Raw genomic sequence first — 15,093 nt, 5'->3', positions numbered from 1 at the left:
CGCTCCTCTCAAATGCTGATCATGACGTTTAACGGACACACCGTACGGTGTTGAAGGATTCGCAGATTGCTCCTAAGCGGGACGTTTTTACTGAAAACGGCTAGCACGACATATTCAGCGCCAGATAACCCGTTCCTGAGTCTTCACAGAAAATGTTTCGTCATACCTGCCACGTTCATTTTTAAATACGTTTCCCGGCGACGGGTCTTTATCACATTGAAAGCGTAACGAAGCGGAAGCCATGTTTTCTATAACGGCACAGCGGGGCAGAGAATGGAGAAGCAGGGAGGTTTGAAGCTCTCGTAATAGTTGACGACTTTGTTGAAGAATTATTTCCATCCGTTTCTTATCATAGGGAGATCCACTGAAACCGCTAGCGATTTCAGTCAGGATTTTTTCACGCTTCTTTTCGTTACGGTAGCGATCCTTAATTCTCTTAAATGTTGTTTCATCTGTCATCCGCACCTCCTCGGTGTATTCAGGTGAAAAGCCGTTACAAGAGGCTAACTTAACCACTCTCCTTGGTGTAAAGAACGATTAACCGGCTACTTCTTTACAGTGGTGAATAGGGTAAACAGTAAAAAACGAACTCTAATAATATACAACTTGTACAACCCAGCTATAAAATTAGGAATATTCCTAACAAATGATTTAGCTACTGATTTACAAGAACAATATCTTAAAAAATCGCTGCGCTATCACGCATAATTGTACGAGATATTTTAACTTGTATAATTTAAAAGACTAAAAAAACAACAGAGGAAAAATAATTCCTCGATGATTTCTTTTTAATTACTTGAGGTTAAGTAAAAACGAAAAAAATAATAATAATTTTTTATCACTTCCATTTGCGCACGAGAAACAGTTTGTCTAACTTTAAATGCACACGGAATGTCGATGAACAAGCGAAACGTAACGGAATAAGGACGTTCTCTAATCTGAAAATATGAGGAACACATTATGACTGAACATCGTGGTGGATCTGGTAATTTTGCAGAAAATAAAGAGAAAGCGTCTGAAGCGGGCCATAAAGGCGGTCAGCACAGCGGTGGGAACTTTAAAAACGATCCAGAGCGTGCTGCAGAAGCCGGCCACAAAGGCGGTCAGAATAGTGGCGGGAATTTTAAAAATGACCCGCAGCGTGCTGCTGAAGCCGGCCATAAAGGCGGCCAGAACAGTGGCGGTAACTTTAAAAACGATCCGGAAAGAGCGGCCGAAGCCGGCCGCAAAGGTGGACAAAACAGTCATCGCAATGATTGATGTCACCGTGTGAAGACCGATCAGGGCCTGTGAAAGCGCGATGGCGTTTCACGGGCCCTGAGCATACATCAGCAACAGAGCGAATATGGGGAAGCCAGCAATGCCTGACGTTTCAGGCGAGAGTCTGATATCACGCTACCCTCTAACGGAGAATGGAATGCAACCTGAAAAAAGTTACCACTGCTGGCTACGTGATGCGTGTGCGATTGAGCGTCACGCAGAGATCGCCCTCAATGAATTAAAACAGCACCTGACGCTGTGGCCTGAACTGCAGGACCATGTAGAAACGCACATTCAAGAAACCAAGTCTAACATTGCCCTGCTGACTGAATTTATGCAAAAGCGCCAGATCGATTCGGTTGCGCTGGGCAGCGAGCGAGTGTCTCATTTCCGGAACTGTATCCAGGGGATAAACAGCCTGCTGATGTCACCGGACCCGGTCAATAATTTCATCGGCAGTTATCTGCTGGAAGCTTACGAAATCGGCTGTCTGACGCCGCTGATTGCGGCGGCAGAAGCGCTGGGAGACCAGGAAGCTATTCAGTTATTCGATAAAATTATCCAGAAAGATTTTAAGATGGTCAGGTGGGCACTTGAGCACCTGCCGGATATCACACGGAACCAGCTTTTCCCCGTGGACAACCGCGCGGAAAAGGTGAGCCACGAGATCCATTGAGATAAGGCACGCACTGATGATGCAGCATGCCGACCCGGAACTCTTATTATTACTTTATGGTGTTCTGCCCGTCTGGCTGATTGCCGGATTTTGTGACTGGCTGTGTCACCGGGCATCGGACATTGAAACGACGTCAGGCAGTAAGGAATCCTTTATCCACCTGCTGATGTTTCTGGAAATGGGGATCCCGCTGCTGGCGGCACTTTTCATGCAGGTCAATGCCCTGCTCCTGCTGGTTATGATTACCCTTTTTTTCTGTCACGAAGCCACAGCCCTCTGGGATGTCAGCTATGCCGTTACGGCGAGACGCGTCTCGCCCGTTGAACAGCATGTGCACAGTTTTCTCGAAATGGTGCCTTTAATGGCGCTTCTGCTGGTTATTTCCCGGCACTGGCAGCAGTTTCTGTCTCTGTTTGGTGCCGGGACAGAGCCCAGCGATTTTACATTACGCCTGCGGGAGGCACCGTTACCGGCGGGTTACCTGGTGAGCGTCATGACGGCGATTATCCTTTTTGAAATTCTGCCTTATCTGGAGGAGTACTGGCGTGGGCGCAGGGCCGATCAACGCAGGGTTACGCGGGGCGACCCGTCTGGTTAAGTCACCCTGCGGCGGATCATGACTGAGGCTCCCCGATATCAGGCGCTTCAGTCGCGGAGACGCTGGAAAGCGTCACGCTGTAAAATCCGCGTTCATCAACGAAGCCGGTCGCATTTAATCGCGCATCCTCCGCCAGCAGCATCAGGCCGGGAAACGCCGCACTCAGACGCAGGGTCATCGGGTAGAGCATGTTTTCATTCAGATCAAAGCCCTGGTGCAGAGCGGACTTGCGCAGATAGACGGCGGGATAGGTCACCCCTTTAGGGATCATGCTGTCCCATTCACTGTCCGGCACCAGAACATCGCGCCAGCCCACCATCTGCATCGCCTCAAAGAAAGAGGTAATGCGGCGGAGATCGGACAGCGCTTCTTTTTTTCCTGTACAGGTATTCCAGATATATTCAGCCTTTGCCCGCAGTCCTGCCCGATAATGTAGACGTTTACCTTCTTTAAGAAAGAAATCAATCTCGGGGGCAACACTTACCGGGAAAACCTTTTTTCTTTTTGCCTGTTCAAGCCAGCGCATAATAAAAATATGTTCTTCAAGGAGTGAGCGTTGTCTGTTCTGATGAAAGAGCCTGACGGCCACCAGCAGGGCCCAGGAGAAATCTCTCACCGCAAAATTCATTCTTTTAACCTCTGGCAAAGCAAATCCTCCAGTAATGTTCTCTGGTGTTATAAACACTCGTTACGTAAACAGTAAAGCGCTAAGGCCGGATACAAATGACGTGAGCGATTGAGTAATAATTCTGACTTTTACTTTTTTAAATAAAAAATGACTGAGACACGAATTTTCTTATATACGCGCCCCCGTTCTGGTCAGTCGCCAGTCGGCAGCGGACAACGTCATGTGAAGGTCATCAGAGACAGGTGTTGCTCTTTTCTCCTGGGAAAAGCCGGCATGCTTTCCGTGCTGATGGCTGTATTCCATCAGCCATGCAGAAAGCCTGACGATACAGCGTTCCGCCTGTTCCTCGGACACTTTACCGATAAAGAGCAATGAAGGTTGCTCTTTATTATCAGTGAGATAAAGCTCATTGCACCACTTTCCTGAGCAATCACATCTACCACGGATGATTTTGATAGCGACAAAATTCAGTCGTGGCCAGGCTGATATCAGCGCGAAGATTCGTTGTTTTTCCATTACCGCCTCAGGGTAAGTTCGTTATAAGAATGCGAATACTTTCAGCATCACGTTCACGAGGAAAAACTCTACTCAATCCGAAACGAGCCATTCCCGACAGTATATAGACCTGGATGCAGGGAGGAAGAAGATGCGGGTTCGATTAATAAAAACCCTCACTCTTCTCCACCGAAAAACAATTGTGGCAAAGCATCAAAAAAAAGCAATCTATACAAAAAAATAAAAAATGTACAATATTAACATTGCCATCGTAAAACCCGACAAACCTTGCAATTAAGAATATTCTTATCATATTTTTTAAATATGAACATGATCTTCACCCCATCCTGACTAAACTTAAAACCGTCTGTGGAATACTTCCCTTTCTTTTATTCACTTTTATTTGGATATGACGATGAAAATTACAACGCTGGAAGACCTTTTTATTCATGACTTATCTGACATTTACAGCGCCGAGAAGCAGATTACGCGAGCGCTGCCAAAAATGGCGCGGGCAGCAACAGATGAAACACTGATTTCTGCCTTTAAAGCGCACCTGGAAGAAACGCAGGGCCAGATTGAACGTCTGGACAAGCTGGTTGAGGTGACCGATGGCGTTCGCATTAAAAGAATGAAGTGCCACGCGCTGGAAGGCCTGGTCGAGGAAGCACAGGAGATCATTGAGGCGGTGGAGGCCGGTCCGGTGCGGGATGCCGGTCTGATCGGCGCCGCGCAGAAGGTGGAGCACTATGAAATCGCCACTTACGGCACCCTCCATGCCATGGCGCTCCGTCTGGGCTATAAAGAAGCGGCCAGCCTGCTGGCAGAAACGCTTGAAGAAGAGAAAGCCACCGATGAAAAACTGACCGTAATCGCAGAACAACAGAACTGAGGGACCGGTCTTGCTGACCGTCAGCCCGTGAGTCCACGCGGCACGCGCATTTGTTCAACGAGGAGAATGCTATGAACTACGAAGACCACTATCTTTCCTGGGTAAAAGACGCTCATGCCATGGAAAAACAGGCGGAGAGTATGCTGGAAAAAATGGCGGCACGACTTGAACACTATCCGGACCTGAGGGCGAGGATTGAACAGCATATTGAAGAGACACGTGAACAGCAGGCGTTGGTTCAGTCAGTTATTGATCGTTACGACACCTCCAGCTCGATGGTGAAAGATGCCATGGGCAAGCTCTCTGCCATGGGCCAGGCGATGGGAGGCATGATGGCAGACGATGAGGTCGTAAAAGGGGCCATTAGCGGCTACGTCTTCGAAAATTTTGAAATTGCCAGCTACACCTCCCTGATTGCCGCCGCGGAACTGGTCGGCGACATCGAAGGGGCGCGCATTTTTGAACAGATCCGGGAACAGGAAGTGGCCATGGCCGACTGGGCGCTGCAACATCTTCCTGATGTGACGGAACAGTTTATGGTGCGCTCTGCCACGCCCGGTGTGGAAGCCAAAAAATAGATGATCCTACGGCCTGCTTTCGGGCAGGTTTTTCATGAACAGCGGGAGTAAACCATGTTCAGACACGTCAAACAACTGCAGTACACCGTCCGGGTCGCGGAACCCAATCCCGGCCTGGCAAACCTGTTACTTGAACAGTTCGGCGGCCCTCAGGGTGAACTCGCCGCCGCCTGCCGTTACTTCACTCAGGGGCTGGGTGATGACGATCCCGGACGGAAAGATATGCTGATGGATATCGCTACCGAAGAGCTGAGCCACCTTGAAATTATCGGTTCGCTGGTCGGCATGCTCAATAAGGGGGCGAAGGGCGCACTTGCTGAAGGCACGGAACAAGAGGGGGAGCTTTACCGGGAAATTACCGGGAAGGGTAATGACAGCCATCTGACCTCCCTGCTGTACGGGGGCGGGCCGCCGCTGACTAACTCGGCTGGCGTTCCCTGGACCGCAGCTTATATTGACACTATTGGAGAAGTCACAGCCGATCTGCGCTCCAATATTGCTGCCGAAGCGCGGGCAAAAATCCTCTATGAACGGCTAATTAACGTCACTGACGATCCCGGCGTTAAAGACGCGCTGGGATTTTTAATGACCCGGGAAGTGGCCCACCAGCTCTCTTTTGAAAAGGCGCTGTACGCCATCCGTAATCACTTCCCACCGGGCAAACTGCCGCCTGTGGAGCAGTATGCCAACGTGTATTACAACATGTCGCAGGGTGGAGACGTCAGGGGGAGCTGGAATTCTGACGAAAACTTCCGCTATGTCGACGATCCTGCACCAGCCGTGGACGGTGGGGATGGCGGTGCCAGTGTGGCCCTGACGCCGGAAGCCCAGGCAAATCTGGATAATCTGAAATTGCGTACCGCGTCGGATATCACGCTGGATCCGGTCACGGGTGCAGAGCTGGGTTCGGAGCCCCCCGTTGAAAAATAAGGGAGCCGCACCCGCATGTGAAAACAGGTTAGCCGGGGCAGGGGTTAACCTGTTTACAGGAGAATACGGTGTTTCGTTTGTTGAAAAATCTGTTCAGCAGCCCTGAAAATCTGCTTAATGTGCTGTCCAGCGAAGACATGGAGGAAGCCCGGCTGGAAAAGGAGGCGATCCTGATCGACGAGGATGGCAATGCCAGCGTCAATACCGACAGCCCGGAAATGAAAGCGAGTTTTGCGCGACATGTGGCGGCGCTTCGCGATGCCGGGGGCCGGGATATTAACGATAATCACGCTGACCGCTAATCGGTTTTCATGCCCCCGGGCAGGTTAAATCCCGTTATCGTCCGCTGGAACAGCGTGACCCTGAGCGTGGTTTAAGATGCGCTCCGGGGTTGAGAAAGATGTGTTTCCCCTGGCATGTTCACCTCCTCCCGCTACCCTCTTTAACTGGATGACATGGCCTTTTTGCCAGGCATCTGCCTGCGGGTCGACAGATTCACTGCTAAGATCCTGCCGGGACTGTTTAATACTCTGCGTATTCGTCCCGAACCGGCGATCGCGATCGGCAAGCAGGCGCGGATCGAGCTGACCATCGGCGGTGAATCCCATCATCAGCGCCGGGATGCCGAGGGGCAGCGTTTTATCGCGATCGGTATGCCAGGTATGCCAGGTTTTCCCATAAGTATTGACGATCCTCGCCATAAGCTGCTTTTCAAGCGGAGCAGGCAGGCCGGGAGCTATCAGTGTGCCCGACTTTACCTCATAGCGGTGGCTGTGCCAGAGCCGCTTCTCTTCCTCCGGCAGGCCCTTATAGAGACGCTCACTGATGATATATTCAATGCCCATCAGCCGCGCGTCGCGCGTGTTTCCATCATAAATCACCGCCTGCATGACGTCGTCATTCAGCACGGTCACATAATGGTGTGCCTCCATCTGACCGTTGCGGTCCCCGCTGTAAAAGTGGAAACCATCAAGATACGTGTTAATCGCCGCAATTGGGGGTCTGGATTGAATGACCCCGGCACCGGCGGATAACGCGCTCAGTCCGGGGGAGGTCGGCTGGCCAGGTGACGTCACCTGGGGCCCGGTGTTGTTGCCGCCGCAGCCTGAAAGAAAAACGCAGGCCATCAAGGATGATAGTGTTAACTTCATGTCACCTCCCGGTCAGTCAGCCTCAGATAAAAGGGCTGTTTACACCGGGTAAGTCTAGACCATCAGGCTGTCGGCATCAGGGAAGTATCAGGCGTTTCCCCCGTCAACGGTATACAACTTATTCCGCTGTGAGCACTGCCCCACTCTTCATTCTTTCATTTAAGAGTACACTCAGCTCTTTCAGTGCAGCGCCGTTGAACAGGTGGGACACGGCCTCTCCGGGAACCGGCTTGCCGAAGAGATACCCCTGGGCAAAATCGCAGCCATGTATCGCCAGCCACTGTGCCATGTCTATTTTTTCAATCCCTTCAGCGGTGACCTGCATCTCCAGGCTTTTACCCATCGCCAGGATGGCATCAACCATCTGGTTTTTATTCGACGACTGCAGGGCAATAAAAGAGCGGTCAATTTTAATCTTATCGATTGAAAGCTGCGTCAGATGGTACAGGCCGGAGTAGCCGGTACCAAAGTCATCCAGTGATACGGATATCCCCATCGCCCTGAAGGTATTCAGATTCGCTTTCGCGTTATGCAGGTTGGCAATCAATGCCTCCTCCGTGATCTCAATTTCCAGGCGTGAACAGGGGAAGCGTTCTTCCAGCAGCAGCTGGCGCAGGTGTTCCGGGAAGTCCAGGTCGTCAATCATCGAGGCAGAGACATTGACCGCCAGCGTCAGATGCGGCTCCCAGCTCAGGGCGATGCGGCACGACTGGCGCAGCATCCGTTCGGTCAGGGCGGGCATGAGGCCCATTCTGTCGACGTCAGCAATAAAATCGGCAGGCATCAGCAGCCCCCGCCCGGGATGATGCCAGCGTGCAAGAATTTCAAAGCCTGAGATCTGCTGGCTGTGCAGGTTAACGATGGGCTGAAAGTAAGGAACAAACTGCCCCTGCTGCACCGCGTCAGTGATTTCACGTTCAAAACGCTCTCTGGCACGCACGGCCTCACCGTAAGCCGGATCGTAGAACCGGTACGCGCCGCGCCCGGTATGTTTACTGTGATACATCGCCGTATCGGCGCATTTCAGCAGCAGGTCCGGCTCATTCGCATCCAGCGGGGCGAGGGCAATACCAATGCTTACCCCGGCGGAAACAGGGTGGGGAGTAGATACCAGCGGCTGAGAAAGGGCCATGCAGATGCCCGATGCCAGCAGAGCCAGCTCATCCTGGGTCATGCTGCCGTCGACCAGCAGGGCAAATTCATCGCCACCAATCCGGGCAACGCTAATCCCCTCACGGCGGAAATGCCTGAGCCGCTCTGCCAGCTCACACAGCACCTCATCGCCGGTGGCGTGCCCGAAGGTATCATTGATGGGCTTAAATTTGTCGAGGTCAATGATCATCACGGCTGTGCCGGTTTCAGGGGTGCTGAGCGCCTGCCTGAGGCGTTCCATAAAGACCCGACGGTTATGCAGCCCGGTGAGCTCATCATGACGCGCCAGCCGCAGCGTTTCCTTGCGGGCCGCCATAATTTCCCCATAGCTCTGGCTGAGTGAAATCAGCAACCGCCGGATAATCCAGCCGGGAATGAGAATAGACAGTATGGCAAAAGCGGTCGAGGTGAACACGAAGCGCCAGCGTTCCGCCGTTTCAAACCCACCGTCATAGGGAATACCCAGCCAGGGCAGAACGATGCCTTCGAGCGTAAATTCCCACAGGGTGGCCAGGGCTGCGACGCTGATGAGAGAGATAAACAACCAGAAAGCCAGTCGCCATTGTAATTTAGAAGACCGATCTTCCACGTCAGAGATCCTGATAATTAAGGAGGGATTATTCATCACTATCGGCCAGGGTCCTCTAAACTTGAACGACCGGCGACAGACCGGTGCGTTACGAATTCTGCCGCCACGCGGACGGCAGGGGCAGAGACACGACAACATTCGCAGAATGAGGAGAGTTTATGAGGGTATCACTCAGGGGGCAGGTGGCGCTGGTCACCGGCGCGAGCTCCGGTATCGGGTACGCCTGTGCAGAAGCGCTGGCAGCGGCCGGCGCGAGTGTGGCGATCAACTATCACCGTCAGGCTGAACCCGCAGAGGCACTGGCCGACAGGATCCGCGCCGCGGGTGGCCGTGCCATTGCGCTCCAGGCCGACGTATCGAAAGAAGCTGAGGTGAAAGAGCTTTTTGCCCGCACGATAGCCGAATTTGGCGTTCTGGATATCCTTGTCGCGAACTCCGGCCTGCAGAAAGACGCGCCCGTCAGCGAGATGACGCTGGCAGACTGGAACGGAGTACTGGCGGTCAACTTAACCGGACAGTTCCTGTGCGCACAGGCCGCCGTGCGGCAGTTCCGTCAACAGGCACACCGGCCTGAGGTGAGCAGGGCCGCCGGTAAAATTATCCATATGAGTTCGGTACATCAGCGCATCCCATGGGCGGGGCACAGTAATTATGCCGCCTCTAAGGGCGGGGTGGATATGCTGATGCAGTCGCTGGCACAGGAGCTGGGCGGTGAGCGCATTCGCATCAACGCCGTCGCCCCCGGTGCAATTGCGACCGCAATCAATCAGGAAAGTACACGGGGAGAGGCGGGAGAAAAGCTGCTGAAGCTGATCCCTTACGGCCGCATCGGTGACGCGGAGGACGTGGCAAACGGGGTCGTCTGGCTGGCCAGTGATCTGTCAGACTATGTTCATGGCACCACGCTGTTCATCGATGGCGGCATGAGTCTCTATCCCGGATTTCGCGATAATGGCTGAGGGATAAACTGCGGTGACCGGGTCCGGGTGTGGTGCGGGTTCTGGCTTTAATTCCGTATACGGATACCCGCCAGTACCGCCCGGAGATCCCCGTGCGACGTGGCAACCCTCGGGAATAAGGAAAAGGCAGAGCGGAGTTATAACGTCGATAACCGATATCGTTCGGATGTCTCGCTTTTTTCAGTGGGAACTGACGGATAATTCAGCCTGCTTTTATCACCATATCGTCAAGATTCAGTCAATAGTTTACCGGCAGAGAATCCCCCCAGCGGAAAATCATTTTCCTGCTCTATCTTGAACATATCTTGATAAAGGCTGCTTAGTATAGCCATTCGATTAACAGCAATTAATTATATTATGAGCAAGTTAAAAAGAGTGCTTTATGGCTGGGAAAAATCCGATGCTAAAATATACCGGAACGCTTATCAGTTATTTGGCGGAAGCCTGAATGTTAACCCCGATGTGCTTGATTTCATTGCCAATCATGAAAACCTGCGTATCAGCTACTTTCATCGCGAGAAAAATGGCGTAATTACAGGTGCTTACCCGCTTATTGAAGAGCAGTGCGTTGGCGTGAATCTGTGGGGGAAATACCCCTTCTCCTATGACGAAATTATGCTGCCGCTGTCTCCTCATGCGAAAATACTCTTTCCTGAAAAATCCAACAGATTATCACCCACCCATAATAATTTGCTGCTAAACGCCAATTATACTCTGGCTCGTAAAAATGCCATCTGCATCGTTAAGCAGCAGTTCTCGACCAAGAGTGAGAAAAACCGCAGGAATGAATTTAACCGTTTTATTAAAGCCGGGGGGATGGTGCGCGATCAGTCAGTGTTTTCTGCTGAAGAGCTCTCTGAGATCTATGTGCATTTATTTACGGCAAGATTTCAGGGAAAGGTGAAGTGTTTTGATACGGGGCTTCTGACAGCCACCCTGACGTCACTGAGGCATCTTGTTTTTGGCAGCATTCTTTTTGTCAGAGACGCGCCCTGCGCGATGGACCTGGTTCTGCATGCTGAAAGTGATAATCAAATCTATTTTGACGTCCCCAACGGCGGCGTTGACCCTTGTTTTTCATCCCTGAGTCCGGGAAGCCTGCTGATGTGGAAAAACATACAGGCGGCCAGGCAGCACTGTGAAACGAGACAAAAAGAGATGCGGTTTTCTCTTGGCGCATCAGATGCAGACTGGCGTTATAAACAACGGTGGGCAACCCCTTATAAAACCGGAAAAGTGATCGTCTGAAGCACCGACGCCAATCGTTGATAAAAAGGGGGGAGGGGATCTCTTCAGCCAGGGTCTTTCTTACGCCTGCAGCGTTCGGAGCACTTACGCACCTCCTCCCAGCATGCCTTCCACTTTTTTCGCCAGCTAAAAGGGCGTCCGCACACCGTGCAAATCTTTGTCGGAAGCGCGCTTTTTTTCATCCTGGTTCTCCTGTCTGACGTTTATCCCCGGCAGCTTAGCGCCCGGAGTCCCGGAAAGGAGAGTATAACGGATAACATTGGCACTGCAGGCTGGCGCTACCGATCCCCGTATACCCAGCGGCAAGGGGCCAGCGTCGTGCCCGCCAGATCGGCTGGCGGGTACGACACTCTGCTGGCTTCGGCTTACAGCGTGGCCGTATCCGCCTTAGCCAGCGGACGCAGGCCGCGTCCGGTCAGGGTAAAATAGGAGATCACGGTAAAGGTGGTGGTGATCAGCCCCAGGATCAGGTAGGCCTGATGGAAGCCTACTGTGTCATACATTCTTCCCACCCAGGCGGACAGCACCACGCCGGAGAGCTGTTTGGACAGGTTAAATCCAATCAGGAACAGAGTGGCCGACACCCGGGGATCGAAGACCGACGAGATATATTTAAAGGTGCCCACCAGCAGGAAAGGCAGCTCAAACATATGCAGCATTTTCAGCAGGATCACCTCGACGCCGCTGCTGGCGAATGAGGATCCGATAATCCTGACTGACATGATGGCTCCGGCCACGAGCAGGGCGTTTTTTGCCCCGATGCGGTTAATGATAAACGGTGCGCAGAACATGATACAGGCGTTGAGTAATTCCCCGCCGGTGGTGACGAACCCGAAGATCTCAGTGCCCCGCTGGGGCGAAGAAAAGAATCCTTTAAAGAAGTTGGCAAACTGCTGATCGAAGACGTCATAGATGCTGGCGACACCGATGACGTATAACAGGAAGGCCCAGAAGCGCGGCATTTTTAGCAGTTCCAGCGCCATCGCCAGCGAGAACTCGCGCTGGTTTGCACCGAGTTTATTCAGCACCTGAGCCGTCTGATTCGGCTGCGGACGGGACACCACCAGCAATACCGCCAGCACTACCCCGAAACCTGAGGCGATCCAGAAGGTGATATTGGGGTTGATACTGAACAGCAGCCCGGTGATGGAGGCACAAATAGCCCAGCCCACACAGCCCGACACCCTGACTTTGCCATATTCAAAGCGGTTGGTCCGGCTGACCCGCTCAATATAGGCTTCCACTGCCCCCGCGCCGCCGGAGAATACAAACCCCAGGTACAGCCCCCCCGCCAGCGCACCGGCATAAATATTGTACTGCAGCAAAGGCGCGAGAACGTAGATAAAGAACGGGGCGAACAAAATCAACAGCACGACTATCGCCCAGAGCAGATGCTTGCGCAGGCCCAGCTTGTCGGAGATCAAACCGAAAGCCACCTGGAAAACGATGGCAAATAAGGCGATAAAGGAGAACACCAGACCGGTTTCAGACTTAGTGAGGTGATTGACGTCCGAAAGCCATATCGGGAAGAAGGGAAAATAAGCCGACATGATGAAATAGTAAAAGAAGAAAAACAGCATAAAATAGATAAAGTTATGCCGTTCCTGCGTAGAAAGCTGCGTCATTTTCATAGTGTCACCTGGATTATTATTCTGTCATGGGGATGAAACGCCCCGTCCACGCTTCCTGATGTTGAATAGCACCACTGCATTTTCTGCCCCCCGGGGGGGTGCCGGGTAGCCGGAACACCTCGTTCTTCCGTGTTCCAGTCCTGCCCGCCCAAAATGTATAGCGCCATACATTTAAACTGGAGTAAAAACGATATCAGTCAGTATGAGCAATGCTTTTGACCGGTATTTTTGAGCCAAATCACGCTAATAGCTGATTATTTCCTGTAATGTCGTACGCATGACATTTATTATCTATTTAATACATTTTCCGACAAGAAGTGTTTATGACCAGGAAAAATAATGAATAAACGGCAGGCAACACTGGAAGATGTAGCCAAAGCGGCGGGCGTCTCCCAGCAGACGGTGTCACGGGTGCTGAATAACCCTGACATTGTCTCTGAGCGGACGTGCAACAAAGTGCTCAGCGCCATGAATACGCTGAATTATGTCCCTAACCGCTCGGCGCAGATTCTGGCGGGCAAGACCCTGCCCACGTTTGGCCTGCTCACCACCTCTCTGGCCCTGCATGCTCCGTCGCAGATAGCGTCATCCTTTAAACACCATGCGGAAAAGGTGGGGTATCAGGTGGCCATCTCGATGTTGAAAGACGGGCAGCTGAATGATCTGCAGACCGCGCTAAGTGAGTTCAGCGCGCAGAAGATCAACAGCGTAGTGATGAGCCTGCCGCTGGAAAAAACCGAGGCGGAAACGCTGGCACAGGATAATCCGCATATGCAGCTGCTGTTCCTCGACGTGCCTCCCACTGCCGGCGTCTGTCATCTCGGCTTTCTGCACAACGACGGAACAGCCAGCAGCGTCAATCTTCTGCTCAGTCTGGGTCATGAAAAATTTGGCCTGCTGGCCGGACCTGAGAGCTCCATTTCCGCGCGGCTTCGCCTGGCCTGCTGGCGCGACGCGCTCTGCAAGGCCGGCGTCCTGGAGCGAGACGTCGAATACGGCGACTGGAGCGCCAGCAGCGGCTGGGTAAAAACCATCGAATTATTCAGCCGCCATCCTGACATCACTGCGATGCTGGTGGCCAGCGATCAGATGGCCTTAGGGGTCATCAGCGCGCTGCGGCATCTCAACCGGCGTGTCCCCCAGGATGTGTCCGTTATCGGCTATGACGATACGCCCGAAAGTCAGTATTTCCACCCGGCCCTGACCACGGTCAGGCAGGACTTTGACCTTATCGGTCAACGAGCCGTCACTCATCTGTTAAACAGGATGAACTCCCCGCAGGCTGTCTTTACCGACCTGCTTCCCACCGCCCTGATGATCAGGGAGTCCACCGCCCGACCGGCGGTTACAGGGGCGGAGGATCCGCTGATCCGGCAGCTTAAGGCACTGGTTCAGCAGCTTTAATGCCGTACCGGGGGGAAGCAGGGAGTCATCAATTATCGCTGGCTGGTGGCCAGCGGATGAGCAGTGTTGCAAGCGAACTTAAAAAATGAGGTGGGTTGGCTGTCGCTTTCCTGAGCGGAATATGCCTGTCAGTAAAATACAGGCCTAAAATCAACCTGACACTAAATACCAGCAGTCGCGGCATTGACGGTCACCTGAATGAAGACAACAGCGTTATTTTAAAGCGGCTCTATGGGGTGAACGATGCGCAGAAAGGAACGGAATGGATGGAAAAAACCCTGTCGCAATACACGATGGGTGTAATAAAAGATGGAAACAGTAAAACAGTCACGCCTGTCGTTCAGGCAGCTCGTAAAAAACGGGGGAGAACGGAAAAATATGACGTCAAAGCGACAATATATATGAATTTTTCCTGAGCGGTTTGCTCACTGCCCATTCCCGTTACTCTCATCCAGCTGTCAGTAAGGTCTTCCTCTCCTGGCATCTTCCCTGAAGAGACCTTATTGGCTTACATTAAAACAGGACGTCACGCCCGCTGTTGAACACGGGTTTTACAAGAAATTGAGATGACAAATTCAAGCTCATCGCGCAGGGAAATAAGATCCCTGAAGTAGCATTGCGAAACATTATAACCGTAACGCCCGGTATCGGAGGCGTGATTATGCAGACATTCAGACACTTTCCCGTAGATATAACGAAGCGAAGGCGTATCAAGTACTTCATCGTCACAGACATAATTGAGAAAGGAGATAATTTTGGCGCACTCATCAAAGCCATACAGCCTTATCCTGTCCAGGATATGATTTTTGTGCAGCTTTCTGCTGATTTTTTCGTATGTAAATGTCGGTAACAGCGTCATGGCGACAGACCTCACGATTGTTATACTTTTGGGCAACCTCCGG

General features: G+C 52.2%; 18 protein-coding genes and 2 pseudogenes. 12 read left to right on the top strand and 8 right to left on the bottom strand.

Going from position 1 to position 15,093, the window contains the following annotated elements:
• Positions 1-114 precede the first annotated feature (114 nt).
• On the bottom strand, positions 115-459 hold the full coding sequence (locus tag ACZ3HG_RS18685) for a hypothetical protein (protein ID WP_465333802.1): 345 nt from the start codon (positions 457-459) through the stop codon (positions 115-117).
• Positions 460-960: 501 nt separating this feature from the next.
• On the opposite strand from ACZ3HG_RS18685, the pseudogene ACZ3HG_RS18680 reads away from it, so the two are divergent.
• From ACZ3HG_RS18680 to ACZ3HG_RS18665, 4 genes and pseudogenes are all read left to right on the top strand, one after another.
• Positions 961-1,122, top strand: a pseudogene (locus ACZ3HG_RS18680) (con-10 family general stress protein); the annotation flags it as partial.
• A gap of 24 nt (positions 1,123-1,146) precedes the next feature.
• Positions 1,147-1,260: pseudogene (locus ACZ3HG_RS18675) on the top strand (con-10 family general stress protein); the annotation flags it as partial.
• Between the two features lie 157 nt (positions 1,261-1,417).
• Positions 1,418-1,936, top strand: a complete 519-nt coding sequence (locus tag ACZ3HG_RS18670; RefSeq protein WP_465333800.1) for a DUF892 family protein — start codon at positions 1,418-1,420, stop codon at positions 1,934-1,936.
• Between the two features lie 16 nt (positions 1,937-1,952).
• Entirely contained in the window at positions 1,953-2,534 is a 582-nt protein-coding gene (locus ACZ3HG_RS18665) for a diguanylate cyclase (protein WP_465333798.1), read from the top strand.
• A gap of 16 nt (positions 2,535-2,550) precedes the next feature.
• On the opposite strand, the gene ACZ3HG_RS18660 is transcribed toward ACZ3HG_RS18665, so the two are convergent.
• The gene (locus tag ACZ3HG_RS18660) at positions 2,551-3,162 is read right to left on the bottom strand and encodes a DUF2913 family protein (protein WP_465333796.1); all 612 of its coding nucleotides are present in this window, start codon (positions 3,160-3,162) and stop codon (positions 2,551-2,553) included.
• Between the two features lie 168 nt (positions 3,163-3,330).
• On the bottom strand, positions 3,331-3,678 hold the full coding sequence (locus tag ACZ3HG_RS18655) for a hypothetical protein (RefSeq protein ID WP_465333794.1): 348 nt from the start codon (positions 3,676-3,678) through the stop codon (positions 3,331-3,333).
• Between the two features lie 394 nt (positions 3,679-4,072).
• Between ACZ3HG_RS18655 and ACZ3HG_RS18650 the strand changes: the two genes are divergently transcribed.
• The 4 genes from ACZ3HG_RS18650 (at position 4,073) to ACZ3HG_RS18635 (ending at position 6,359) form a co-directional block, all read left to right on the top strand.
• A complete protein-coding gene (locus ACZ3HG_RS18650) occupies positions 4,073-4,549 on the top strand; it encodes a YciE/YciF ferroxidase family protein (RefSeq protein ID WP_191937182.1) in 477 nt (158 codons plus the stop codon).
• Between the two features lie 71 nt (positions 4,550-4,620).
• Positions 4,621-5,127: a ferritin-like domain-containing protein gene (locus tag ACZ3HG_RS18645; RefSeq protein ID WP_062748751.1), complete on the top strand. Its 507-nt coding sequence runs from the start codon at positions 4,621-4,623 to the stop codon at positions 5,125-5,127.
• Between the two features lie 54 nt (positions 5,128-5,181).
• Positions 5,182-6,057, top strand: a complete 876-nt coding sequence (locus ACZ3HG_RS18640) for a manganese catalase family protein (RefSeq protein ID WP_191935494.1) — start codon at positions 5,182-5,184, stop codon at positions 6,055-6,057.
• 68 nt (positions 6,058-6,125) lie between these two features.
• On the top strand, positions 6,126-6,359 hold the full coding sequence (locus tag ACZ3HG_RS18635; RefSeq protein WP_191935495.1) for a hypothetical protein: 234 nt from the start codon (positions 6,126-6,128) through the stop codon (positions 6,357-6,359).
• A gap of 24 nt (positions 6,360-6,383) precedes the next feature.
• On the opposite strand, the gene ACZ3HG_RS18630 is transcribed toward ACZ3HG_RS18635, so the two are convergent.
• Complete coding sequence (locus ACZ3HG_RS18630) at positions 6,384-7,208, bottom strand: OBAP family protein (protein WP_191937181.1); 825 nt, start codon at positions 7,206-7,208, stop codon at positions 6,384-6,386.
• A 118-nt stretch (positions 7,209-7,326) separates the two neighbouring features.
• A complete protein-coding gene (locus tag ACZ3HG_RS18625) occupies positions 7,327-8,949 on the bottom strand; it encodes a putative bifunctional diguanylate cyclase/phosphodiesterase (RefSeq protein WP_465333791.1) in 1,623 nt (540 codons plus the stop codon).
• A 158-nt stretch (positions 8,950-9,107) separates the two neighbouring features.
• Between ACZ3HG_RS18625 and ACZ3HG_RS18620 the strand changes: the two genes are divergently transcribed.
• Together ACZ3HG_RS18620 and ACZ3HG_RS18615 are read left to right on the top strand one after the other, a co-directional pair.
• A complete protein-coding gene (locus ACZ3HG_RS18620) occupies positions 9,108-9,908 on the top strand; it encodes a glucose 1-dehydrogenase (protein ID WP_191935498.1) in 801 nt (266 codons plus the stop codon).
• 357 nt (positions 9,909-10,265) lie between these two features.
• Entirely contained in the window at positions 10,266-11,156 is an 891-nt protein-coding gene (locus ACZ3HG_RS18615) for a GNAT family N-acetyltransferase (RefSeq protein WP_191935499.1), read from the top strand.
• A gap of 44 nt (positions 11,157-11,200) precedes the next feature.
• Here ACZ3HG_RS18615 and ACZ3HG_RS18610 read toward each other — a convergent pair whose 3' ends face one another.
• Together ACZ3HG_RS18610 and ACZ3HG_RS18605 are read right to left on the bottom strand one after the other, a co-directional pair.
• Positions 11,201-11,338, bottom strand: coding sequence for a DUF2256 domain-containing protein (locus tag ACZ3HG_RS18610; protein WP_465333789.1), 138 nt, complete (start codon positions 11,336-11,338; stop codon positions 11,201-11,203).
• A 183-nt stretch (positions 11,339-11,521) separates the two neighbouring features.
• Positions 11,522-12,787: an oligosaccharide MFS transporter gene (locus ACZ3HG_RS18605; protein WP_062748764.1), complete on the bottom strand. Its 1,266-nt coding sequence runs from the start codon at positions 12,785-12,787 to the stop codon at positions 11,522-11,524.
• 339 nt (positions 12,788-13,126) lie between these two features.
• Here ACZ3HG_RS18605 and ACZ3HG_RS18600 point away from each other — a divergent pair, with 339 nt between their 5' ends.
• Complete coding sequence (locus ACZ3HG_RS18600) at positions 13,127-14,191, top strand: LacI family DNA-binding transcriptional regulator (protein WP_465333787.1); 1,065 nt, start codon at positions 13,127-13,129, stop codon at positions 14,189-14,191.
• Between the two features lie 95 nt (positions 14,192-14,286).
• Positions 14,287-14,607 (top strand): hypothetical protein, encoded by a 321-nt coding sequence (locus ACZ3HG_RS18595; protein WP_465333785.1) that lies wholly within the window; start codon positions 14,287-14,289, stop codon positions 14,605-14,607.
• A gap of 110 nt (positions 14,608-14,717) precedes the next feature.
• Here the strand turns inward: ACZ3HG_RS18595 and ACZ3HG_RS18590 are convergent, their stop codons facing one another.
• Positions 14,718-15,050 (bottom strand): hypothetical protein, encoded by a 333-nt coding sequence (locus tag ACZ3HG_RS18590; protein WP_191935393.1) that lies wholly within the window; start codon positions 15,048-15,050, stop codon positions 14,718-14,720.
• Between the last annotated feature and the right edge of the window lie 43 nt (positions 15,051-15,093).

It is taken from the genome of Erwinia sp. PME.40.26/001 (assembly GCF_055556675.1).
Note: the sequence above shows the minus strand (reverse complement) of the source record. Positions and strands in the feature narration are given on the sequence as shown.

What these genes read in the sequence shown, in the direction of transcription:
- ACZ3HG_RS18615 (WP_191935499.1), top strand. Translation starts at nt 10,266, where the DNA reads ATGAGCAAGTTAAAAAGAGTGCTTTATGGCTGGGAAAAATCCGATGCT.
- ACZ3HG_RS18685 (WP_465333802.1), bottom strand. Translation starts at nt 459, where the DNA reads ATGACAGATGAAACAACATTTAAGAGAATTAAGGATCGCTACCGTAAC.
- ACZ3HG_RS18590 (WP_191935393.1), bottom strand. Translation starts at nt 15,050, where the DNA reads ATGACGCTGTTACCGACATTTACATACGAAAAAATCAGCAGAAAGCTG.
- ACZ3HG_RS18650 (WP_191937182.1), top strand. Translation starts at nt 4,073, where the DNA reads ATGAAAATTACAACGCTGGAAGACCTTTTTATTCATGACTTATCTGAC.
- ACZ3HG_RS18665 (WP_465333798.1), top strand. Translation starts at nt 1,953, where the DNA reads ATGATGCAGCATGCCGACCCGGAACTCTTATTATTACTTTATGGTGTT.
- ACZ3HG_RS18610 (WP_465333789.1), bottom strand. Translation starts at nt 11,338, where the DNA reads ATGAAAAAAAGCGCGCTTCCGACAAAGATTTGCACGGTGTGCGGACGC.
- ACZ3HG_RS18655 (WP_465333794.1), bottom strand. Translation starts at nt 3,678, where the DNA reads ATGGAAAAACAACGAATCTTCGCGCTGATATCAGCCTGGCCACGACTG.
- ACZ3HG_RS18670 (WP_465333800.1), top strand. Translation starts at nt 1,418, where the DNA reads ATGCAACCTGAAAAAAGTTACCACTGCTGGCTACGTGATGCGTGTGCG.
- ACZ3HG_RS18630 (WP_191937181.1), bottom strand. Translation starts at nt 7,208, where the DNA reads ATGAAGTTAACACTATCATCCTTGATGGCCTGCGTTTTTCTTTCAGGC.
- ACZ3HG_RS18645 (WP_062748751.1), top strand. Translation starts at nt 4,621, where the DNA reads ATGAACTACGAAGACCACTATCTTTCCTGGGTAAAAGACGCTCATGCC.
- ACZ3HG_RS18600 (WP_465333787.1), top strand. Translation starts at nt 13,127, where the DNA reads ATGAATAAACGGCAGGCAACACTGGAAGATGTAGCCAAAGCGGCGGGC.
- ACZ3HG_RS18640 (WP_191935494.1), top strand. Translation starts at nt 5,182, where the DNA reads ATGTTCAGACACGTCAAACAACTGCAGTACACCGTCCGGGTCGCGGAA.
- ACZ3HG_RS18620 (WP_191935498.1), top strand. Translation starts at nt 9,108, where the DNA reads ATGAGGGTATCACTCAGGGGGCAGGTGGCGCTGGTCACCGGCGCGAGC.
- ACZ3HG_RS18605 (WP_062748764.1), bottom strand. Translation starts at nt 12,787, where the DNA reads ATGAAAATGACGCAGCTTTCTACGCAGGAACGGCATAACTTTATCTAT.
- ACZ3HG_RS18660 (WP_465333796.1), bottom strand. Translation starts at nt 3,162, where the DNA reads ATGAATTTTGCGGTGAGAGATTTCTCCTGGGCCCTGCTGGTGGCCGTC.